General features: G+C 61.6%; 19 protein-coding genes and 1 pseudogene. 12 read left to right on the top strand and 8 right to left on the bottom strand.

All coding sequences use genetic code 11. The annotated features are described in order from the left end of the window. The first annotated feature begins 5 nt into the window (after nucleotides 1–5). Nucleotides 6–998 carry a nuclease gene (locus CG471_RS31640; protein WP_306552718.1) on the top strand — a complete coding sequence of 331 codons (993 nt, stop codon included), beginning with the start codon at nucleotides 6–8 and terminating at the stop codon, nucleotides 996–998. A gap of 68 nt (nucleotides 999–1066) precedes the next feature. Here the strand turns inward: CG471_RS31640 and CG471_RS04045 are convergent. Continuing rightward, nucleotides 1067–2314: pseudogene (locus CG471_RS04045) on the bottom strand (MFS transporter); the annotation flags it as partial. A 535-nt stretch (nucleotides 2315–2849) separates the two neighbouring features. Here CG471_RS04045 and CG471_RS04050 point away from each other — a divergent pair. The 4 genes from CG471_RS04050 (at nucleotide 2850) to CG471_RS04065 (ending at nucleotide 5997) form a co-directional block, all read left to right on the top strand. Beyond that, nucleotides 2850–4088 carry a site-specific integrase gene (locus tag CG471_RS04050; RefSeq protein WP_048936702.1) on the top strand — a complete coding sequence of 413 codons (1239 nt, stop codon included), beginning with the start codon at nucleotides 2850–2852 and terminating at the stop codon, nucleotides 4086–4088. 192 nt (nucleotides 4089–4280) lie between these two features. Continuing rightward, nucleotides 4281–4622, top strand: a complete 342-nt coding sequence (locus CG471_RS04055) for a hypothetical protein (RefSeq protein ID WP_048936701.1) — start codon at nucleotides 4281–4283, stop codon at nucleotides 4620–4622. After that, entirely contained in the window at nucleotides 4619–5065 is a 447-nt protein-coding gene (locus CG471_RS04060; RefSeq protein ID WP_048936700.1) for a hypothetical protein, read from the top strand. Before CG471_RS04055 ends, CG471_RS04060 begins: the two co-directional genes overlap by 4 nt. A gap of 35 nt (nucleotides 5066–5100) precedes the next feature. Next, a complete protein-coding gene (locus CG471_RS04065; RefSeq protein WP_257211416.1) occupies nucleotides 5101–5997 on the top strand; it encodes a cation transporter in 897 nt (298 codons plus the stop codon). Here the strand turns inward: CG471_RS04065 and CG471_RS04070 are convergent. Together CG471_RS04070 and CG471_RS04075 are read right to left on the bottom strand one after the other, a co-directional pair. Next, nucleotides 5994–6941, bottom strand: a complete 948-nt coding sequence (locus CG471_RS04070; protein WP_048936698.1) for a cation diffusion facilitator family transporter — start codon at nucleotides 6939–6941, stop codon at nucleotides 5994–5996. The two genes, CG471_RS04065 and CG471_RS04070, sit on opposite strands and share 4 nt — an antisense overlap. A 5-nt stretch (nucleotides 6942–6946) precedes the next feature. Then, nucleotides 6947–7555, bottom strand: coding sequence for a flavodoxin family protein (locus CG471_RS04075; protein WP_048936697.1), 609 nt, complete (start codon nucleotides 7553–7555; stop codon nucleotides 6947–6949). Between the two features lie 315 nt (nucleotides 7556–7870). On the opposite strand from CG471_RS04075, the gene CG471_RS04080 reads away from it, so the two are divergent. Genes CG471_RS04080 through ligD form a run of 3 tightly spaced genes read left to right on the top strand, consistent with a single transcriptional unit; the run spans nucleotide 7871 to nucleotide 11741 of the window. Further along, nucleotides 7871–8755 (top strand): Ku protein, encoded by an 885-nt coding sequence (locus CG471_RS04080; protein WP_048936696.1) that lies wholly within the window; start codon nucleotides 7871–7873, stop codon nucleotides 8753–8755. Next, entirely contained in the window at nucleotides 8755–9231 is a 477-nt protein-coding gene (locus CG471_RS04085; RefSeq protein ID WP_037509452.1) for an MgtC/SapB family protein, read from the top strand. The genes CG471_RS04080 and CG471_RS04085 overlap by 1 nt, the downstream gene beginning before the upstream one ends. Then, nucleotides 9228–11741 (top strand): DNA ligase D, encoded by a 2514-nt coding sequence (ligD, locus tag CG471_RS04090; protein WP_048936695.1) that lies wholly within the window; start codon nucleotides 9228–9230, stop codon nucleotides 11739–11741. Before CG471_RS04085 ends, ligD begins: the two co-directional genes overlap by 4 nt. 200 nt (nucleotides 11742–11941) lie before the next feature. Here ligD and CG471_RS04095 read toward each other — a convergent pair whose 3' ends face one another. From CG471_RS04095 to coxB, 5 genes are read right to left on the bottom strand one after another with little or no spacing between them, the layout of a single operon-like run. Next, nucleotides 11942–12982, bottom strand: coding sequence for a c-type cytochrome (locus CG471_RS04095; RefSeq protein ID WP_004209547.1), 1041 nt, complete (start codon nucleotides 12980–12982; stop codon nucleotides 11942–11944). Continuing rightward, nucleotides 12979–13575, bottom strand: a complete 597-nt coding sequence (locus CG471_RS04100) for a cytochrome c oxidase assembly protein (protein WP_004209548.1) — start codon at nucleotides 13573–13575, stop codon at nucleotides 12979–12981. The genes CG471_RS04095 and CG471_RS04100 overlap by 4 nt, the downstream gene beginning before the upstream one ends. Further along, nucleotides 13572–13949, bottom strand: a complete 378-nt coding sequence (locus CG471_RS04105; protein ID WP_004209549.1) for a hypothetical protein — start codon at nucleotides 13947–13949, stop codon at nucleotides 13572–13574. The genes CG471_RS04100 and CG471_RS04105 overlap by 4 nt, the downstream gene beginning before the upstream one ends. After that, nucleotides 13946–16468 carry a cbb3-type cytochrome c oxidase subunit I gene (locus CG471_RS04110; protein WP_099230797.1) on the bottom strand — a complete coding sequence of 841 codons (2523 nt, stop codon included), beginning with the start codon at nucleotides 16466–16468 and terminating at the stop codon, nucleotides 13946–13948. Before CG471_RS04110 ends, CG471_RS04105 begins: the two co-directional genes overlap by 4 nt. After that, nucleotides 16465–17433 (bottom strand): cytochrome c oxidase subunit II, encoded by a 969-nt coding sequence (gene coxB / locus CG471_RS04115; protein ID WP_004209551.1) that lies wholly within the window; start codon nucleotides 17431–17433, stop codon nucleotides 16465–16467. The genes CG471_RS04110 and coxB overlap by 4 nt, the downstream gene beginning before the upstream one ends. Nucleotides 17434–17619: 186 nt before the next feature. On the opposite strand from coxB, the gene CG471_RS04120 reads away from it, so the two are divergent. Genes CG471_RS04120 through CG471_RS04135 form a run of 4 tightly spaced genes read left to right on the top strand, consistent with a single transcriptional unit; the run spans nucleotide 17620 to nucleotide 22589 of the window. Further along, nucleotides 17620–18048 carry a DUF2231 domain-containing protein gene (locus tag CG471_RS04120; RefSeq protein ID WP_004209552.1) on the top strand — a complete coding sequence of 143 codons (429 nt, stop codon included), beginning with the start codon at nucleotides 17620–17622 and terminating at the stop codon, nucleotides 18046–18048. After that, entirely contained in the window at nucleotides 18045–19340 is a 1296-nt protein-coding gene (locus CG471_RS04125) for a sorbosone dehydrogenase family protein (RefSeq protein ID WP_099230799.1), read from the top strand. The genes CG471_RS04120 and CG471_RS04125 overlap by 4 nt, the downstream gene beginning before the upstream one ends. Nucleotides 19341–19368: 28 nt before the next feature. Further along, a complete protein-coding gene (locus tag CG471_RS04130; RefSeq protein ID WP_004209555.1) occupies nucleotides 19369–19608 on the top strand; it encodes a hypothetical protein in 240 nt (79 codons plus the stop codon). A gap of 20 nt (nucleotides 19609–19628) precedes the next feature. Further along, the gene (locus CG471_RS04135) at nucleotides 19629–22589 is read left to right on the top strand and encodes a PAS domain-containing protein (RefSeq protein ID WP_004209556.1); all 2961 of its coding nucleotides are present in this window, start codon (nucleotides 19629–19631) and stop codon (nucleotides 22587–22589) included. Nucleotides 22590–22732 lie beyond the last annotated feature (143 nt).

Raw genomic sequence — 22732 nt, forward strand, 5'->3', positions numbered from 1 at the left:
GAGGCATGATGACACGTAAACTGACCTTGGCCCTGGCGCTCGGTGCGCTGGCGTTCAGCCCCGGCGCCGCCATGGCTTGGGGCGGCACCGCCCATGAAGTGATCGATCGTGCCGCGCTCGACGCCATCCCGCAGGACGGTCCCGTCTTCCTCAAGGCCTATACCGACTATATCGCCGCCTCCGCCTCGCTGCCCGACAGCTGGCGCGGGGATTCGGAGAATTTCTCCAAGATGGAGGAAGACCCCAATCATGGCTGGTTCCGCGAGCAGTTCCGCTTCGTGAAGCCGATCCCGCGCTCGCGCTACGAATTCATCCTGGCGCTCTACAAGCGCTATGAGACGATCAAGGACAGCGATCCGGCAACGGCCGCGCGCACCAATGTCCGCTGGACCGGCACTTTGCCCTATGCGGCGATCGAGGCTTACGACCGGCTCGTCGTCTGCATGCGCCATGTCCGCAAGGCGCAGGCCGAAGGGGGCGACATATCCGTCCCGGCCCAACATTGCGCCTTCCAGACGATCCGCCTTGGCCATTATATCGGTGACGGCGCCCAGCCGCTGCATGACTCGATCCATTCGGATGGCTGGCGCGGCGACAATCCCAGCGGCTACACCCGTGATCGCAGCATCCATGGCCGCTTCGAAAGCCAGTTCGTCGATGGCATGAAGCTGACCGTGGCCGACATCGCGCCGCGCATCGGCGCGCCCGGCCATCGCGACGGCGACATGTTCGACGCGATCCTCGCCTTCCTGGATCAGGCCGGCGATCGGATGGAATATGTCTATCAGCTGGAAAAGCGGGACGGCTTTGCCGATTTCACCGACAAGGATGTGCGCGCCCTCGTCTATGAACGGACCGCTGCCGGCGCTGCCATGCTGCGCGACATGCTCTGCCGCGCCTGGGCGGAAAGCGCCAGCCCGCCGGTCAGGGTCGTGCCCGCGCCGCTCGATTTCTCCAATCCGCGCTTCAACCCGGAAACCGGATCGGCGCCCGACTGATCGCGTTCCTCCCGCCATGCCAGCGCTGCGAGCAGCCGGGCATGGCGGGCATGGCCAAGGTCGAAGCGCCGCATCAGCAGGATCGCGCAAAGGCTGCCAAGGACAGGAATGCCCAGTCCCAGGCCGAGCATGCCGGCCTGGACTGCCGCAGTCTGTGCCTGCCCCGGCACATAGCCCAGTAGGCCAAGTGTCCAGCCGGTCAGACTTGAGAAGGCGGCACCGCTTGCCTTGACCACGACGAGATAGAAGGCGAACAGGCCCGTCTCGAAGCGCCTGCCATGGCGCCATTCTACCACATCGACGGCATCGGCCAGCAGCCCCCATGGCAGCATGAACATGCTGGCGAGGCCGACGCCGATCACCGCCGCACAGATGGCCAGGGCAGGTGGCCAGGACAGGCAGGCGGCAACACCCGCCAGCCCGATGATGCTGACTCCATGACCCATGGCGAGCAGGGCGCTCTTGCTGAAACGTCTGGTCATCGCGGTCCACAGGATCACGCCTGCGAATTGGCCGATCGTCACGGCCAGCAGCAAGGTTGCGACAAGATCGGGGCGGCGGACGACATAGCTGCCGATATAGAGCAGGGAGCGTCCGAATGCCGGTGCGGCAAATCCGGTGAGCAGGGCCAGAAGAGCCAGTGCCCCGACCATCGGGTCGCGAAACGGGATGTCGATGCCGTCCTGCCTTGCGCTTTGCCGGGTGGTGCGGGCCGCATCACCGCTTGCGTCGCCGCCGCAGGTCCATGCGCACAGGATCATCGTCAGGGCAAAGACGGCGCCCGTCGCCGCGCCGGTGAGCGCCAGCCGATCGAAGGACCGGGTATTGCCCGCATCTTGCACCAGCGGCGTCAACAAGGTCGCGACAATCAGCGCGCTCGCCGTACTGAACAGCAGTCGATAGCCCGAAACACGGCCCCGCGCGCTGCTGTCGCTGGTCACCTGCGCCATCAGCGCATTGTGCGGCACGTCGATGATGGCATAGGCGCCCCGAAATATCAGCAAGGCCATGGCCAGCATCCATAGCTGTCGGGCGCCAAGCAACGGCATGGCATAGAGCAGGGCGAAGGCGATCGCGCAGGGCGTTGCTGCGACCGCCACCATCCAGCGATAGCCCTTGCCGACATGCCGCAGGCGGATCGTCAGCCGCGCCGCCAGCAGATCGAAGATCAGGTCGCCGCACAGCGCGGCGAGCATCAGCCATCCCGCCGTCGTCGCGCCAAGGTTCAGCACGTCGCTCAGCAGGAACAATATCGTCAGATCCGCGCCGCTGAAAACCAGTGCCTTGCCGAAATTGCCGGAGGCATAGGCCAGCATGCGGCCATCGTCCCGTGTCCAGATCACCTCGATCGCCCCTGATGGTCATGACCGCACGGGGAATTGCGGAATGCATCGCGCCTAGAAGCGCATTCTTTCATTTGTGCGACAAGGGCGGTGGGAATGGGGCTGGTGGCTTATCGCCATTGGCAGCCCTTGACCACATGACAGGGCGGGCCACAGGCAGATCAGGGCCGCGTGGCCGCAGAAGGAAGCGTATAAGACAACGCGGCCTTGCTGCCCCCGAAGGGTGATTATCGCATCGATTTCTGGGAAAACTGGAGCGGGCGAAGGGATTCGAACCCTCGACCCCAACCTTGGCAATTCGCCCGAAGCGTATTTTCTGTCTTTTTCGATTTTACGCTACAACGGCAAAAAGCACGCATTTCTGCCGTTTATTTGCGATCGGGATTCGTCAGTGTTATCCTGCCCTACGCCCGGATTTGACCTCCAGGACTTATAAAATAAGCAAAATCAGGTCGAAATCCGGAAAAAGTAAGCAGATTTTTGGGTCATTTGGCAGGCGACTGAAATCATGGCGAAAATCACAAAAACGCTCATCGAAGCTCAGAAACCTTCGAAAGATGGGGTCAAGGGTTCGAATCATCTTCTGTGGGACAGCGAGCTGCGTGGCTTCGGTGTTTCTATCGGCCAGAGCCGGCGAAGTTTCGTCGTTCAGTACCGTTTGCCGAACGGACAGAGCCGTCGAAAGGTGATTGGTCGGTTCGGGTTGATGACCGTGGAGGAAGCCAGGCGGCAGGCTCGCATCATCCTTGGCGATGTCGCCAATGGGCGAGACCCTGTCGAGGATGCCCGGTCGAGCGGGCAGGGCTATACTGTAGACCAGATTTGTGACTGGTACCTTGAGCGAGCCTCAGCCGGCAAAATCATCGGCAGAAGCCGCAAACCGATCAAGGCATCCACTCTGACGATGGATCGAAGTCGTGTCGATGCCCACATCCGTCCGTTGCTAGGCCACAGAATAATTGCCACATTGAAGCTCGGTGATATCGAAGGCGCCCAAGCCGACATCGCTGCTGGTGCGACCTCCAAGCCCAGGGTGGGCAGTCGTGGGGGAGCCACCAAAGGCGGCGAAGGCGTAGCCTCGCGCTGCATGTCTACGCTTCACTCGATTTTCGAACATGCCGTGCGACTTGGCGAAATCGACAAAAATCCCGCGAGGGGCATTCGCAGAATTGCGAGCACGCCCAAAATGAGGTGGCTCTCTCAGGCTGAGATCAGGAAGCTCGGCATAGCGCTCAGAGAAGCTGAGGCAGATGACGAGCATCCTACCGGGATAGCCGTGATCCGATTGCTGTTGCTGACTGGCTTTCGTCGGCTCGAAGCACTCAGTCTTGAGCGCGACTGGCTCCTTGATGAGGAGAGCGCGATTCACTTCAGGACGACAAAAACGGGGGCGCAACGACGCGTGATAGGTCAGCCTGCTCTCCAGCTTCTTTCGGCGCAGGCCGATTCGGGTTCGCGATATTTCTTCCCAGCCGATTGGGGAGATGGCCACTTCATCGGCATAGTGCGGGTCTTGGATAGAATTTGCCATCGAGCAGGACTCGAAGGCGTGACACCCCATGTCTTGCGCCACACTTTCGCAAGTGTCGCCGGCGGGCTTGGCTACTCCGAACTCACGATTGCGGCACTGCTGGGACACGCCTCCCGCGGCGTCACGCAGCGCTACATCCATATCGATGAGCCGCTGCGCGCCGCCGCAACGGCGGTAGCCGAGTATATCGATGAACTTTTGCGAGGGTGCAGATGATCGCCCTCCACCATCATGACATGGAGATGAGCTCCCTATCCGAGGTCGGTCGTTTTTCAGCGAAGCCTCTCCGCCAGAGCGATGGCTCTTTTTCGCTGCCAGACGTTATCAGCCTGCAACTATTCCGAAGAATGTGATGGTGTCCTCTTCGTGCCGAGGAGGCGAGCCGGATCATCCCAGGCGGCGAGACATATGGAAGAGGCAAATGCCCAGATGCGCGATGCTCTGGTCCCGCAAAGCGCAGCCCTATTCAGCGGCAGGACGGAAACCGCCCAGTTAGCATCCCCAATCATCAATCGCTCTTCGATTGCCTTCGTTTGTGCTTCGACGCGCGGAGCAGCGGCCCTCGACGCGAGCTCGCTCAGGGCACGGCCCACGAAAGCGCAGGACTGTGGCGGCGACAATATCCCCGATGCCACTCTAACAGCACAGATGATCCAGGCCTGGCAGGCTGGCAAAGTCGACCGGGCTCGAAATGAATTTCATTCTTGCCGCCTCGACATTCGCATCGATCACAGGACGCGCGAACAATGAAGCGCGCGATAATCCTTGCCGTTTCTCTCCTCGCCGCATGCGATATATTGCCTCGCGATCCGGCCGGCACATCGAAGCGGATTGCAGAGCAACGAACCTTCACGGTCGCACTCGCCGATCCAACTGTGCACGAAGCCGCACAAGTCCGGACGCTGGTACATGAAATTGAGCGGCGAACCGGCGCGAAGGCACAATGGCGGACAGGCGCGGGCGAGGCACTTTTCCAGCAGCTTGACGACGGTACGCTTGACCTGGTGATCGGACGTTTTTCGGCCGAGAGCCCCTGGGCGATGGATGTGGCATTTGGTCCGCCTCTCTCGACGACAGGAACGAAAGACACGCCGCTGCAACTCAAGGCGGCCATGCGCAACGGCGAGAACCGGTGGATCATGACAGTCGAGCGTGCGAGCCGCGCGATTTCGCAGGAGGCGCGCGACGAATGAGCGATACGAGTCTTCCCGATGAACTGCGCGAGACGATGGCGCGGGCGGTGCGCCTGGAATATTGGAACATCTTCTGGACCCTAACCATCATCGTGACGATGGGCCTAGTGCTTGGTCAGAGCCAGACGATGAAGACCGCGTGGATAGAGGACACGCTGGGCCTGGTTCCGCCTGTCATGTTCCTGATCGCCGCGCATTTGGAGCGTCGCGCCCATCGATCGCGCCGCTTTCCTTTCGGTTTCGAGCGGGTCAACGGCCTTGGTTTCTTTGTGGCGGCTGTTGCACTGACTGCCGTCGGCGCGCTGCTCCTCTACAATGCGATGATGGCGCTGGGCTCGCAGGAGCACGCGACCGTCGGATCGATCGTCATTCTGGGGCATGATATCTGGTTGGGATGGCTGATGATCGCCGCCCAGATTTACTCCCTCATCCCGCCGCTCTTCATCGGCCGGAAGGAACTTCCGCTGGCGCAGGCTCTCAACGACAAGCTGCTGCATACCGACGCACTCATGAACAAGGCCAATTGGCTGACCGGGGCGGCGGGGCTCGCCGGTGTCATTGGGCTGGGGCTTGGCTGGTGGTGGGCTGACTCGTTGGCAGCAGCTATCATTTCGCTCGATGTCCTCAATGACGGTATCAAGGCGTTGCGCTCTTCCACGGCAGAACTGGTCGATGGTGCGCCAAGGGCGCTTTCCAGCACTGATCTCTCGGATGATGCGCAAAGTCTGTGTGATCGCCTCAGCGCTGAATTTCCCGGTGCCACGATACGGCTGCGGGAAACCGGCCGCCTTATTCGGGCCGAAGTGCATGACACGCATCCACCGGGCGAATGTCGTCACCCGCGCCATTATTGGCCGGAGGGTGAGGACAGGTCCTGGCGGTTGGCACAGGTGAGCTTCATCCCGCCTGTTGGACGCGAGGAAGGAAATTAGGCCGGCGGTGTTTGTCGCACAGCATCCGACTGCTTTTCCGGCCGGATGTAAATGGACGTCAGATCGGGGACGCAAGCCTTCATTTCGCGTTCAATATCCTCGATCAGACGCTCTGCATCTCCCATCGGCAGATCGTCGACGAAATCAGCACTGATCGCTACGAAAACGGCATCAGGCGCGGTATGGATCGTACGGACATGATTGACCGCGCTGATCTGCGACCGCTTGGCGAGAATGGTCCATAGAACCGAAATGATCGCCGGGTCGGCGCTTTCGCCGATCAACAGGCCTTTGGCTTCGCGCGCAAGCAGAATAGCGACCCCACCCAGAATGAGACCAATGGCAATCGATGCAAAACCGTCAATCCGTGGATTTGCGAAATAATGGCTGGCCCAGACGCCGATGCCTGCAATGGCGAGGCCGATCAGCGCAGCGCTGTCCTCGAACAGGACAATGAACCCGGCGGGATCCTTGGATCGGCGGATCGATTGCCACCAACTGCTGGCACCGCGCTTGCCGTTGAATTCGCGCACCGCGATGAACCAGCTTGTTCCTTCAAGCAGCACAGCAACACCCAGCACCACATAATTGATCGTCGGATCACGCAAGGGCTCAGGTTCGGCGATGTGCAACCAGCCCTCGTAGACCGAAACGCCCGCGCCGACGGCAAAGATCAGGATCGCAACGACGAAGGCCCAGAAATAGAGTTCGCGGCCATAGCCGAAGGGATGGGTGGCGTCGGCGGGACGTCTGGCCTTTGCCTGACCATAGAGCAGCAGAACCTGATTTCCGCTGTCGACCAGCGAGTGGACACCCTCGGTCAGCATGGAAGAAGAGCCACTGATCGCCGCCGCCACGAACTTGGCGACCGCTATCCCGACATTGGCGAAAAGCGCGCCATAGAGGACGATATTCTCGCGGATTTGGCGTGACAGACCGGCCATCGCGTTCAGCCTGGATAAGGGCTGGACTGAAGCAGGCTTGCGAGATGCGCGGCATTGCCGGCGACCATTTTCGCCGTCTTCATTACCGCCTCCGGCGTCTCGCCGAGATCCTTGAAATCGACCGCCCCCATCGCTTCGCCGACCCAATAGCAGGCCGCAACAGCGGGGATCGTCCAGCCCACATCGTTCAAAGCCTGGAACAGCTGAGCGGAGCAGAAGTGGGCGCCATCTTCATTACCCACGATTGCTGCGACAGCGACCTTCCCATAGCTCGGCATCCGACCCTCATCGTCGGTCTCGGAGAGGAAGGCATCCATCCGTTCCAGGACGCGTTTGGCGATGCTGCTGATCTGCCCCATCCAGATCGGTCCTCCGAAGATCACAATGTCATGAGCGAGTATCTTCTCGCGCAGTCCAGGCCACGCATCGCCATCCCCTTCGTCGGAGCTAACGCCTGGCCTGATGTCAAGGGCTGCAACCCGGACCGTTTCGCTGACCGTCACATCATTCTTGTTGAAGGCCCTCGTCAACACGGCGATCATCGCGTCGGTCGAACTCTCCTGGCGGGAGTCCGCCTTGAGCGTGCAGTTAAGCGCCAGCGCCTTGAGCGGCATGTGTCATCTCCTTGAGGGGCCAGGATCAGCAGAACGCGCCCATCCCTTCTTCGCGGAAAGAACACCTGGGCGCGTAATGGGTTCTGCGGATCGAGGGAGAATTGGCTGAGCGATGCCGCTGCTGTGCAACTTCCGCGTGCACGAAAGTTCAGCGACACGCCCCGATCAGGTGCCGGTGCCAGATGGTAGCAACATGAAGATGAGTGATTTGCCTTGCCACCCCATGGGAATGGCGAAGCTGTGCTGTCGGCTTTCTGTTGGAGGCTATCACGGAACCAACTTGCCGATTGCACGCTCTCATCGGGGAGGTCGCACATGGCTGCACGCGCATTTTGGCAGGGCCAGATCAAGCTGGCACTGGTGTCCATCCCGGTCGAAGTCTATCCCGCAACCAAATCGGGTGCGGCGGTCAGCTTTCGTCAGATTCACGAGCCAACCGGCAAACCCATTCATTATGAAAAGGTCGTGAGCGGCGTGGGGCCCGTCGACCGAGATGAGATCCTCAAGGGGTTCGAGCTTTCAAAAGGCAATTATGTGCTGCTCGAACAGGAGGAAATCGAAGCGGTCAAGATTGAGAGCCGCAAGACCCTCGACCTCGTCCAGTTTGTCGAGGCCGATGCGATCGACGTTCTTTATTATGAGAAGCCCTATTTCGTCGTACCCGCCGATGACCTCGCAGAAGAGGCCTATGCGGTGCTGCGGGATGCGCTGCGAAAGGCAAAGAAGGTCGGACTTGGCCAATTGTCGGTCCGTGGACGGGAACAGCTGGTATCGATCAAACCCTGTGGACGGGGGCTGGTCATGGAAGTTCTGCGCTATGCCGACGAGGTAACCAAGGCGCAGACATATTTCCGAGGTTTGCCTGCCGATACGGCGGATGAGGACATGCTCGATCTTGCTACCAGCATCATCGACAAGCGAACGGCGCCCTTCAAGCCGGAAGAGTTTCGCGATCGCTATGTCGATGCGCTCCATCGCCTGATCGAAAAGAAGAAAAAGGCCAAGGGGAAGCGGATAATAGAAGAGGTGGACGATGAGCCGGCGCGCAAGGGCGGCAATGTCATCGACCTGATGGCGGCGCTCAAGAAGTCAGCAGGAGAAACGGCTCGTACCACCGCGACGAAGAAGAAGTCGAAAAGCGGTTCGCCGACAGACACTGGCAATAGACGTGCGACTGCAGCCAAGCGCAAAAGCGCGTGATGACGCTGAATCCCGATACCCCGCTCCACCTTATCGACGGGCCGGTCATGCTGCGCCTGAGCATTGCTGCTCTGCTCGGCCTGCTTTTGGGGCTCGATCGACAGTTACGCGGCCATGCAGCGGGGCTACGCACCCATGGCCTCATCTGCTTCACCAGCGCCCTTATGACTGTCTGTGCAATCGCGCTGCACAATCAGTTGCAAGGCGAGGGGAATATAGATCCCCTGCGAGTCTTCGAAGCTTCTGCCGCATTTTCGGGCATCATAGCGACTGGCCTCATCATATTCAGCAAGGGTGAGATCAAGAATCTGACCACGGCAGCCCATATCTGGCTGGCGTCGATGATCGGAATCGCTTCCGGCGCTGCCCTCTGGCCCCTGGTCGCCAGTGCCACTCTCGTCGCGATCCTCATGCTCAGCCTGCTGGGATTTGTGGAACGGCGCTGGCTCGCGTCCGAGGAGCGACCGGGCGAATGAGCCGGCTCCATCCCCTTGCCTCCTATAATGCCAAACGGGACTTCAATCGCACCAGCGAGCCTGAAGGCAAGATGGCAAAGAAAGGCGGTAACAGTTTCGTTGTCCAGAAACATGCCGCCACAAGGCTGCACTGGGACTTCCGGTTGGAAGTCGATGGCGTGCTCAAGAGCTGGGCCGTCACCAAGGGGCCGAGCCTAGATCCCGATGACAAGCGGCTTGCTGTCCGCACCGAAGATCATCCTCTGAGCTATGGCAGTTTCGAGGGTAATATTCCCAAGGGCGAATATGGCGGCGGCAGTGTGATGCTCTGGGACCGCGGTTGGTGGGAACCGATCCCGGGAAAGAGCGCGAAGGATATAGAGGATGGCCATCTCCATTTCATCCTGCATGGCGAACGGATGAAGGGGGAATGGCTGCTGGTGCGGATGAAGGGGCGCGCGGGCGAAAAGCGCGAGAATTGGCTGCTCCGCAAGATTGAGGATGGCGAAGCCCGCCGGAATGGCGATCTGGTCGAGCGCGCGCTGACAAGTGTTCTGACTGACCGCTCGATGGCGCAAATCGCCGGGGACATCGCCGGCACGCAGTCATTGAAAGGCGCCAGGGGCAAGACATTCACGGATAGGATGCAGGCGGCAAACGCGCATAATGCAAAGATCGGCAGGACGAAGGTGAAGGCGATCGCCAAAACGGAGGCTATGCCGCGCTTCATCAAGCCGCAGCTTGCAACTTTGGTCGACCATGTACCGGTCGGCAACGAATGGCTGCACGAGATCAAATATGACGGATATCGCGCGCTCGTTGCAGTCAGTGGCGAAGCGATAAAAATATATACGCGCAGCGGCCTGGACTGGACGGACAAATTTGGTCCTTTGGCCGGAGCCATAAAAGCGCTCGACCTCCCGCCTGCATTGATCGACGGCGAGATCATCGCCTTTGACGCTGACGGCAATCCCAGTTTTTCGGCGCTGCAGGCGGTGTTGAAACGGGGCCATGGCGCGGAGCGAGCCGACACGCCGTTCCATTTCTTCGCTTTTGATCTTCTTTCATTTGACGGCATGGATTTGAAGTCTCTCCCCGCAATCGAGCGAAAGGAGCGGCTCGAAGCCTTATTGGCGGATGCAGAACAACCGATCCACGTTGCCGATCACCTGATCGGCTCGGGCGAGAAGCTCTACCGATCGCTTTGTCAGGCCGGGCAGGAAGGCATTATCGCAAAGCGCGTCGATGCGCCCTATCGCAGCGGACGGACACGCGCCTGGGTGAAGGTCAAATGCACTCGTCGGCAGGAATTCGTGATCGTCGGCTGGACCCGTAGCAAGGTAAAAGGGCGTGCCTTCTCCTCCCTGCTACTGGCGCAGCATGAAGGCGGTGCACTGGTCTATAAGGGCAAGGTCGGCACTGGTTTCGATGCCGCCACAATGACCGACCTGGCCGAGGCCATGAGTCCGATTGCGACCGGCACGTCGCAGATCATCATTTCCGCCGCCCAAGCGCGCGGCGTCCAATGGGTCAAACCCAAGCTCGTTGCGGAAGTCGGTTTTGCCGAGTTCACAAGGGAGGGTCTCGTGCGACATGGCAGTTTTCTGGGGCTACGAAGCGACAAGTTGGCAAAGACGGTCAAGCCCGAAAAAGCGGCCCCAACGCCTCCTTCGGCCACAGCCATCAGGATCAGCAATCGCGCGCGCGTGATTTTCCCGGAGAGCGGGCAGACCAAAGGGGAGTTGGCCGATTATTACGCGCGGATCGCCCCGCTGATGCTACCTTTCGCCGCCAATCGGCCGATCAGTCTTGTGCGATGCCCCCAGGGCCGCGCGAAGAAATGCTTTTTCCAGAAACATGACAGCGGCGCCTTTGGCGACCATGTCCGCCATGTTGCGATCCGCGAGAAAGACGGCGGCTCGGAAGATTATCTCTATGTCGACGATGCCGAAGGCCTGATCGCTTGCGTCCAGATGGGTACGATTGAATTTCATGGCTGGGCGAGCCGTGCCGATGCCGTCGAGAAGCCCGATCGCATGATCTTCGATCTTGATCCCGACGAGGGCATGGATTTTGCACGGGTGCGTGAAGCGGCAAAGGATATTCGCGATCATCTGCGCGACATCGGTCTGATCTCCTTCGCCATGCTGTCGGGAGGGAAGGGGGTCCATGTCGTCGTCCCCCTCAGCCCCACCCACGACTGGGACGCACATAAGGATTTCGCCGCCCGTTTCGCCCAGGCCTTGAGCGCGGCAGAACCCGATCGCTTTGTCGCCACGATGAGCAAGGCCAAGCGCAAGGATCGCATATTCATCGACTGGCTGCGCAATCAGCGCGGCAGCACCGCCATCCTCCCCTACTCGGCGCGGGCACGCGCCGGCGCGCCCGTAGCCATACCGGTCGACTGGGACGAATTGAACGATTTGCAGGACGCCCATCCCTACGAAATTGGAGATGCCGAAATATTGGGGGAGCGCGCGGGGAAGCTCAAAGGCTGGGGCTTCGCTGCGCAGACCCTGCCCGATCTATGATCCGTTTCGGGCACCATGAACCCCGCCATGCGTTGTTGGGAGAAGATCAGCATGAAAGGATCATAATGCCCCATCACAAGGAGCGTCCTGCCCGCAAAGCCACCAGTCGCCTTGCGCTCTACCTCGTCTTCGCATTCATCGTTGCAGCCATCCTGGCTTTCATCTGGGTCAACATGCACGCCTAATCGGGCGATAGCCCCTTAGTCCGAACCGGACTGCGCCACGGTCCGTGCCAGTTCATCGATCTGATCGACCGGGATACGTCTTGCTATCATCGCCATGGTGTCCGGCGGCAGGCGCGCGTCGATGACATTATCGTCTTGCTGCCAAAGCCGCAGGCGCGCAGCAAGATAGCCTGGCTTCTGCCCGGCAAGAATGGGCGCCGCCTTGCCGACTGCATGACAATTGCTGCAGGCGGGCAGGGGCTGACCGAAACGGTCCAGCCCCGGTGAACTGCGTGTGGTGGCAATATTCGCCAGCCCGGGCATCGCAGAGAAATAGGTCGCCAGCCTCGCCATGTCCTCGCGCCCGGTCGTTGCCAGCGCCGTCTGCATGACCGCACTGCTGCGCTTCCCCGACACATATTGGCGCATGCTGGCGACCAGATAGGCCGCGCTCTGCCCAGCCAGGACCGGAATATCGGATTGCTCCCTCCCCCGACCATCGACGCCATGGCAGCTTGTGCATGCCGACAAGGTTGCCGGAGCAACGCCGGGCAGACGTCCCTCCTCGCCAGCCTGGGTCAGCGCTTGATATTGCGCCGCCGTCATATGCGGCAAGCGCCGGACGAAAGCGGTCATGCGCCTTACTTCGTCCGGTCGATCAGCCGCCGCCCAGGCCGGCATGCCGGTGAATTTGACGCCATGCCGGATGATCCAGAATAATTCGCGATCCCGCCATTCCCCTGCCGTCCGGGCAAGATCAGGCGCTGGCGGCGTTGCCTGCTGCATCACGGGTGATGGACGCACACCCGGCGCGCCATGACAGACCTGGCAGGCCTGACGAAAATGCCCCGCTGCACTGACCAGGCCCTCATCGTCGAGCGGATCGGGCGGTGCGTCCAGCCAGGCATAAGTCCGCACGGAATTGCGCATCGTCCAGTGAAGGAACCAGTCGGTAATACGCCAATGGCCCGACGACGCGGAAATCTTCATGGCCCCGGACCAGGCGAACAGCATGCCGAGAACCCCAAGTCCGAGCAACGCGACAATTGCGCGCTTCAAGCTGATGCGAAGGATCATGCCGCCCCCCTCTGGCGCAGGAGGCTCGCCAACAGGACAAGACCACCGATGAAATAGCTGGCCCCGCCAACCAGCAGCATGAGGACACCGCTCAGTTGCTGGTCGATCAGCGGGTCCATGCCGGCCAGATGATGATGATCCGCCGCCGCGTAGAGAGGCCGTGGCGCCAGGCCTATCAGGACACCAAGCAGGGTCATATGCATCGATGTCAACAACAGGGCACCCATGCCAGCGGCCCGATGATCGGCGCGGAGCACCGATGACCAGAGCAGCAGACCTGCGCCAAGGAAACAGAACTGCTCGAGCCCGAGCAGAGGCAGGGACGTCATTGTCGCCGCGCGAAGGGCCGGCAGGTGCCAGAGCCAGACCGTGACAAGTTCCACCAACATCATCGCCATCGGGCTTGCGAGGCCGGGCCAGAGACGCGCAGGATCAAGCCGCCCTTGCGAAAGGCCAAGGGCAAGAAAAGGCGCTGCAATCGCCACGGCAATCATATGGCCTGCCATGTGGCCAGTCATGCCAAGCGGCAGCACAGCCAGGATCCAGCCGATCGGTACCAGCGCGAGGCCGGCGGCAAGTGCGGCGCGTTTCATCGGCAGTCCCGCAGGAAGATGACCGGAAGCGCCGTGAACAGCACCCCGACGAAGCTCAGCCCTGCCAGGAGCAAGGTCGACTTGGCCAGGAAACGGAGCCGGTCGATCCGGGTCGAGTCCTCATGGGGCGGCGGATTGCCCGGCAGGCGTGCCTGCGCCCAGGCGATCCATCCCGAAAGCCCGATCATCAGCAGCGCAAGCATCGTGCCGATGACGAACAGCAGCGGAAAACTGGCAAAGCGCCCGGCCTTGGCACAGGAGATGGCCGCCCAGAGATAGGACGCCAGGAAATGACCCGCCCAGATGGCTGGCGGCACGATCAGCGTCCAGAGCGTGACCTTGAGCCGCTCATGCCATTTGCCTCGCTCGCTCATGTGACCTGCGGGAACAGGCCGATCGTCGCATAGGTGACGATAGCGGTCAGCGCATAGAAATGCATGTAGACGGTGACGTTGCGCAGGTCCGCGTCATGCACCGGGGACATGCGCCCGGCGAGACTGCGCGCGAGTGCATAGCCCTGCATGATGACGGCAACGCCCGCATGGGCCGCGGCCCAGATGGCGAGTGTCCACACGATTGCAGGATAGCTGTGCGCCTGCGGGTCCATGCCATGGGTCCATGGTCCGGCGAGCCCTGCCCCGACTCCGGCAAGGCTGAGTAGTAGCGCGACCATGAGGCAGAGCCGTGCCATGCCGACATGCTTGCGGGCATGCACCTCGCGCGCGCCTAGCGTCAGCAGCCAGCTTGCGATGCCCAAGAACAATGCGAGCATGGGCCAGGCCATGCCGGGACCGTCCGCCAGAGCGACCGGCGGGAAATCGGCATGGCGGGTCCAGAAGAAGAAATAGCCGAAGACCAGTCCGGAAAACGCGGTCGCATCGGCCATCATCGTGATGAACATCGCCCACCAGCCTGGCGCAGAGGGCCCGGAGAGATAGAGCGGCAGCTCAAGGCCGTGGCCGATCGGTTTGCACGGCTTTTCGGGAATTTCGGCCGTCCCGGTCCAGAGCCACCACAGCGCCATGGCGAGTGTGGCAACGCCACTGACGAGCGCAGCCCAGTAGAGATGATAGGTGGTGAGGATGAAGACCCCGCCGAGCGCGACCGCCGTCAGCATGGGCTTGATGCTAGGGGTTCCCAGGCGGATCACGGCCAGTGGCCGGGCATCAAGGACGCTCGTGACGATCGTCTCGCGTCGCCCCTCCTGTGCATCGGGCAGGAAGAAGCGGCCCTCATCCACCTTGCGCACGAAATCTGTCTGGTCCCAGATTGGATAGCGGCTCTCGATCAATGGCACCGACCTTATGCCCCAGTCCTCGTCCTCGGGATGGGCGAGCCACTCCAGCGTGCCCGCATTCCAGGGATTGCGGACGGCCCGAACACGGCGCGGCGAGAGGCTAAGATCGACGCATATCACCGCCACCCCCGCGGCAAACAGCCAGGCCCCCAGGGTGGACGCCATGTTGAGCCCGCCCAGCCCCAGCTCGGTAGGATAGGTGAAGACGCGCCGCGGCATGCCCATGAGCCCGGAAAGGTGCATCGGGAAGAAGGTCAGGTTGGCGCCGACGAACAGCATCCAGAAAGCGATCCGGCCAAGCCGGTCGGACAGTTTCTTGCCCGTCACCAACGGCCAATAATAATAGAGGCCGGCAAAAAGCGGCATCAACGTGCCGCCGATCAGCACGTAATGGAGATGGGCGACGACGAAATAGCTGTCATGCGCCTGCCAGTCGAACGGTGCGACTGCCACCATCACGCCGGTAAGACCACCGATCACGAAAATGGCGAGGCTGCCGGTCGCATAGAGTAGGGGTGTGGACCAGGTGACCCGCCCAGCCCACAGCGTCGCTATGAACACGAAGATCTGGACGCCGGTCGGAATGGCCACGGCTTCGGAGGCAGCCGAGAAGAAGGCGAGGCTGATCTTCGGCAGCCCGGTGGTGAACATGTGGTGGACCCACAGGCCGAAGGACAGGAATGCGGTGCCCACAGCGGCCAGCACGATCCATGGATAGCCCAGCAGATGGCGGTTGGCGAAGGTCGGCACCAGCATCGCGAACAGCGCGATCGAGGGCAGGAATATGATGTAGACTTCGGGATGACCGAAGATCCAGAACAGATGCTGCCACAGGAGCGGATCCCCGCCCCGGCGCGCATCGAAGAAGGGCCAGTCGAGCAGCCTTTCCATTTCGAACAATATGTCGCCGGCGATGAGCGGCGGAAAGGCAAAGAGGATCATCACCGCCACGACCAGTATGTACCAGGCATATAGCGGCATGAGATTGAGCCGCATGCCCGGCGGTCGACATTTGAGCACGCCGACGATCAGTTCGACTGCGGCCGCGACCGACGACACCTCGATGAAGGAAAGGCCGAGCATCCAGATATCGGCTCCGAGCCCCGACAGGTCGGTGCGGGTGGTCAGCGGTGGATACATGAACCAGCCGCCGTCAGGGGCGGCATTGAAGAAGATCGATCCCCCGACGAACAGCCCGCCGATCAGGAAGGACCAGTAGCCAAAGGCCGACAGGCGAGGGAACGGCAGGTCGCGCGCGCCCAGCAATTGCGGCAGCAGGATGATCGACACCGCCTCGAACATCGGCACGGCGAAGAGAAACATCATCATCGAGCCGTGCAGGGTGAAGAGCTGGTTGAAGGTATCAGGCCCAACCAGATCATTGTCGGGCACGGCAAGCTGGGTGCGCATGATGAGCGCGAGCACGCCGGCAAAGAGCATGAAGCCAAAGGCGGTCAGCACATACCAGACGCCGACGCGATTATTGTTGCAGTCGGTCCAGCGCAGGAAGATCCCCCTGGGCGGCGCCCACACCGCGCGCAGCCTTTCTTCCTGCGCCGCGCGGAGCGCCGGGTCATCCTGATCGTGGAGGCTCATTTCAGCCCCTCGAGATAATGGGCAATGGCAATGGCCTCCTGCTCGGACAGCTGGGGATAGGCGGGCATGCGCGCGCCTGGCTTTGCGATCTGGGGCGCTCGGATGAAGGCGGCGATATTGGCGGTGGTCGGTGGCAATATCCCGGCCCCCAGCGTCCGCCTCTGTCCAAAACGGCTAAGGTCAGGCCCGATCGCCGCATCATGCGCGGTTCCCCGGATGGCATGGCAGGCGCCGCAGCCATGCGCATCGAAGAGAGACTGGCCCCTCGATGGGACCAGGCCCTTGCCGGCCCCGCGCGCGCCCGCCAGCCATGCGTCGAAATCAGCCGGGTTCATCGCGATCACGTCGAAGGCCATTAGCGCGTGCGACAGGCCGCAAAACTCCGCGCAAACGCCCCGGAAGCGGCCGGCCTTTTCGGCGCGCACAACCAGCCTGTTGGTCCGTCCGGGTATCATGTCCATCTTCCCGGCAAGACCGGGAATCCAGAAACTGTGGATCACGTCCTGCGCGCCGAGTTCAAGGATCACCGTCCGCCCCACGGGAAGGCGGATCTCATTGGCAGAAACAAGTCCAGGCCCCGCGCGTGATGCCCCATAGGCGACCCGCCACCAGAATTGCTCGCCCTCGACCCGAATGGTGAGGTCGCCAGGCGCTGTCTCGCGCGGGCGCATGGCAGGCAACGCATAGAGAAGCAGCGCGCCAAGGATCAGGGCCGGGCCGATGGCGCCCAGCCACAGGATGATCCGCATGCCGCTACGATGGCTGAGCGCCCCTTCCGGAGCGCGAAGCGCACGAACATAGATGAGGACCATGACCGTCACGATGATCGCCGCGCCGATGGTCAACAGGATCGCCATCTCGCGCACCTGCCGTGCTTCGGCGCCGAAGACATGGAGGGCCGACTGCTGCGCATTGCAGGCGCCAAGGCCGAGCAGTAAAATGGTCCAGAGCCATGGATTGCGCATTGCGCCCGCGTCACCCCTTTCGCGCCGCATCCTATGTGCAGCGTCTTTCGTGCCAACACGCGAAGCGGCATCCGGTTCAAACATTTCTGTTTCGTAACAAGTGGATGAATTGCCGGTGTCGGCGAAACCAAAAGCCAGCCGGCGCATTGGCGAGGGATCGTTCTTCCTTCGACAAGGAGACCTGTCTTGCCCAGCGCCCCGCCGCGCACCCGGCCCCTGCTCCATCCGCTTCACGGCCTGCTGCTCGCCTGGCCGGTCGCCCTGTTTCCCGCTGCCCTGCTGTCGGACATCACCTATCTCAACAGCGCGGAAATCCAGTGGAGCAATTTTTCGGCCTGGCTGATCACCGGCGCACTGATCGGCGGCGGCCTGGTATTGCTATGGGCCTTGATCGCGCTGGCGCGCGCCAAAGGGCCTGCACGTCGGCAGCATGGCCTTTATCTGCTGCTGTTGGCGCTGATGTGGGTCTGCGGGCTCATCAACGCCTTCCAGCATAGCCGCGACGGCTGGAGTTCGGTCGGGACCATTGGCCTTATCCTCTCCATCCTCAGCAGCCTGGCTGCCCTTGCCGCGGGCTGGACGGCCTTTGCGAGCTATCGGGAGGTTCGGCCATGACCGTGCGTGCCTTCATCCTGGGCGCCAGTCTCCTGGCACTTGCCGCCTGCGGGCGCAGCCAGCCTGGCCTTGACCAGACCGGCGACCGGCCGGATCTGCCCGATCAGCGCCAGACATTGCTGCCGCCGATGAAAATCGCGACGCCCGCTGGCTGGGGGAATGAAAAGCCGACGGCACCGGCCGGCTTTAGCGTGACGGCCTTTGCCACGGGGCTCGCCATTCCGCGCCAGATGCTGGTGCTGCCCAATGGCGACATTCTGGTGGCGGAAGGGTCAGGGGGATCGGCCCCCGCCCTGCGGCCCAAGGATGTCATCGCGACCCAGATCAAGGCCATGGGGAAGACATCGGTAAAGGGTGGCAATCGCATCACCCTGCTGCGCGATGCCGATGGCGATGGCCGCGCCGAATTGCGCAGTACGCTCATCACCGGATTGAATGCACCCTATGGCCTCGCCCTGGTCGAGGGCCAGCTCTATGTCGCGACACAGGACGCGCTGCTGCGCTTTCCCTATCGCGAGGGCGAAACGCGCATCACCATACCGGGCGTTGAGGTGACCAGATTGCCCTCGCGCATCAATCATCACTGGACCAAGTCGCTGGCAGCTGGCCCGGACGGATCGAAACTCTACGTCGGTATCGGCTCCAACAGCAATGTCGGCGAACGCGGCATGGCGGTGGAGGAAGATCGCGCCGTCATCTGGGAGGTTGATCGCCAGTCCGGCATGCATCGCACCTATGCCTCGGGCATCCGCAATCCGACAGCCCTTGCAGTTGAGCCGCAGACGCGCCGGCTCTGGGCCGTGGTGAACGAACGCGATGAGCTCGGACCGCAACTGGTGCCCGATTATATGACTGCGGTTCGCCCCGGGGCCTTTTATGGCTGGCCCTACAGCTATTGGGGACAGAATGTCGATCCGCGGGTGCATCCTCAGAATGCCGATATGGTGCGACGCGCGATCCGGCCCGATTATGCCCTGGGATCCCATGTCGCGGCACTCGGTATCAGCTTTGTAACAAGCCCCGGTCTTGGCCCCACCTATGCGCAGGGCGCCTTCGTCGGGGAGCATGGCAGCTGGAACAGGCAGGATCTCGCCGGCTATAAAGTGGTCTTCATTCCCTTCGCCAATGGGCGGCCGACCGGTAAGCCCCAGGATTTCCTGACCGGGTTCATCAAGGATGGACATGCCCGCGGACGGCCGGTGGGCGTGAGCTATGATCTGGTCCATGGCGCGCTCCTGGTCGCCGATGATCTATCCAACAGCGTCTGGCGGATAGCCCCAACCCGTCGCTGACATGAGGCAGAGGGCAAGGAGAGAGAAAATGGAGAAACGACAGGAAGACGGCGAAACGGTGACCCATCTGTCGAAAGTCGAGGCACGCAGCGGATCGCGTACCACCGTGACCCGCTCCATATTGGTGACAAGCCTCGCGCTCGTCATTGCGGTTCTGCTCATTGTGGTTGCGATCGGCTATTTCAGGGCCGACAAGACCGGCGCGGATGAGGTTAACAGCGATAACCGCGCAGGATCGGCCGCCCCCAGGACTGAAGCCGTCGAGTAATAGCGGCAATATCAGGTTAAATGCGCCAAGTGGATGGAAAGAACGCCGTCGTGCGCGGTGACAGGATGGCGAAGTCCGTCTATCCCCAAGTCATGGCCTCCATTTTTTCTCCGGCGCCCACGCACGCGGATTCGCTCAGAACACGGATAGCCTCTTTCCCGTGGGAGAAAACGGCACTGGGAGCCAAGGCCGGCTGGCCAATTTCGCTGCGGACCACGGTCGAGCTCGCGCTCGCCTCGGATTTTCCGATGTTCATCATGTGGGGGGAGGCGCAGATATTCCTCTACAATGATGCCTATGCGCCCTTTTTGGGAGCTCGTCACCCCGCAGCACTTGGCCAATCGATGTGCGATGTCTGGCCCGAGATCTGGTCCGAGCTCTCGCCCCTGATCGATAGAGCCCTTGGCGGCGAGACGGTTTCGGTCGAGGACATGCACCTCGTCATGACCCGCAATGGTGATGCCGAGGATACATGGTGGACCTTCTGCTACAGTCCGTTGCGCGACGACGCAGGCGATATCATCGGCGTGCTCGATATCGCGGTGGATGTGACGCAGAAGTTTACGGACGCCCGCAGGATCGAGGAAAAACGGGCAAGGCTGGAGAAAAGCGAAGCGCGTTTCAGCGCATTGGTAAGCGCGACCTCGGACGCAATCTATCAGATGAGCGCCGACTGGCAGGAAATGCGCCACCTCGACGGACGTGGTTTCCTCGTCGACACGCAAGCACCATCTGTTCGCTGGCTTGAACTCTATGTTCCAACGGATGACCATTCCATCGTGATGGACGCGATCGCCCGCGCCATCGAAGCCAGGTCCCCCTTCATGCTGGAGCATCGCGTACGTCAGGCTGATGGCACCATCGGCTGGACAGCGTCCCGCGCCGTCCCCATCCTCGACGATGACGGCAATATCCTTGAGTGGTTCGGCACGGCCACCGATGTAACGGCCTCGCATCTTTCGCGCGAAGCTCTGGCCACAAGCCGGGAAAAGCTGGAACTCGCGACACGCGCGGCCCGCCTTGGTCAGTTCGACTATTGGCCGCAAACCGGACAGCTTGAATGGGACGATCGCTGTCGTGCCCTTTTTGGCCTGCATCCCGGTGCCCCCGTCAGCTATGAAACCGCCTTTCTGGCGGGCCTGCATCCCGAGGATCGCGAAGGGGCCGACGCAGCGGTGCGCGCCGCGCTCGATCCGGCCGGCAGCGGCATTTTCGACACCGAGTATCGGACCGTCGGGATCGAGGATGGGGTCGAACGACATATCCATGCTCAGGGCCTGGCGATGTTCGAGGGCCAGGCCCCGATTCGCCTTATCGGTACCGTGCAGGACGTCACGGCCGATCGCCAGGCGCAGGCCAGTTTGCGGGAGGTCGAGGAGCGGCTGCGTCTTGCCGGACGGGCTACCAATGATGCGGTATGGGACTGGAACTTCAGCGACGATCATGTGACCTGGAACATCGCCCTTGAGCATGCCTATGGGCACAGGCTCGAAGATGTCGAACCGACCGGCGAGTGGTGGCTGGACCATATCCACCCGGATGACCGGCAGCGGATCAATGACAGCATCCACGCGGTGATCGATGGTAAGGGGACTGACTGGACTGACGAATATCGCTTCGCACGCGGCGACGGCAGCTATGCCGATGTGCTTGATCGCGGCTATGTTCTGCGTACGCCTGCCGGCGAGCCGCTGCGTATGGTCGGCGCGATGCAGGACATGTCAGCTCGCAAGGCTGTCGAGCGCCAGCTTGAGGAGGATCGTCGCAGGCTCATCGAGGAGGTCGAGACCAAGACGGCCGAGCGCGACAGGGCTGAGGACGCCCTGCGCCAGTCGCAGAAGATGGAAGCGGTCGGCCAGCTGACTGGTGGCCTTGCCCATGATTTCAACAATCTGCTGACGGGTATTTCCGGCGCCCTGGAAATGATGCAGATACGCATAGCGCAGGGCCGGGTCGGCGAGATCGACAAATATTCTGTCGCAGCCCAGGGCGCCGTGCGCCGCGCCGCTGCGCTCACCCACCGCCTGCTCGCCTTCTCCCGCAGGCAGACGCTCGATCCCAAACCGGTCAATTCCAATCGGCTGATATTCGATCTGGAAGAACTCATCCGGCGCACGGTTGGGCCGCAGATCGAGGTTGAGACCGTGGGCAAGGCCGGCATCTGGACCACCCTGGTCGATCCCAATCAGCTTGAAAATGCGCTGCTCAACCTCTGCATCAACGCGCGCGATGCGATGCCAGATGGCGGGCGCATCACGATCGAGACCGCAAACAAATGGCTGGACGACGCAGCAGCGCGCGAGCGCGATCTGGAACCGGGCCAATATGTCTCGATCTGCGTGACAGACACCGGCACGGGCATGACGCCAGAGGTGATTTCCCGCGCCTTCGATCCCTTTTTCACGACCAAGCCGCTGGGCGAAGGCACTGGCCTTGGCCTATCGATGATCTATGGATTCGCACGTCAGTCCGGCGGCCATGTGCGGATCTATAGCGAGGTCGGGACGGGTACGACCATGTGCCTCTATCTGCCCCGCCACTTCATGGAAGACGAGGAAAGCGAGGACGCGTCAGTCATTCCATCGCTGAGTGAGCAGGCGGCCAGCAATGAATCACGACGCGGTACGATCCTGGTGGTCGATGATGAGCCCACGGTTCGGCTCCTCGTTGTCGAGATAGCGCAGGAACTGGGCTATGATGTGCAGGAAGCGATGGACGGCCCAGGCGCCATGCGGCTGTTGCAAAATGGCGTGGCAATCGACCTGCTGATCACGGATGTGGGCTTGCCCGGCGGGATGAACGGTCGACAGGTTGCCGATGCCGCACTCAGCCTCCTGCCGGAGCTCAAGGTCCTGTTCATTACCGGCTATGCTGAAAATGCCGTCATCGGCAATGGCCAGCTCGCGCCCAATATGGCGCTCGTCACCAAGCCGTTCGCGATGGACGCATTGGCAAAGCGGATTGGCGATATGCTGCCCTGATCCCGCGAGGCGGCAATCGACCGAGCACTGCGCCGCCTCCAATATCAAGAGATCGTCAATCTTGCGGTACGACCGGCGGTCGGCCTGACAAGATTTTGCGGCTGAGTTTCAGGCAAGGCTTCAGGCCGCGACGGATCATGTAC

It is taken from the genome of Sphingobium sp. IP1, from assembly GCF_002708645.1.
GTDB lineage: Bacteria > Pseudomonadota > Alphaproteobacteria > Sphingomonadales > Sphingomonadaceae > Sphingobium > Sphingobium yanoikuyae.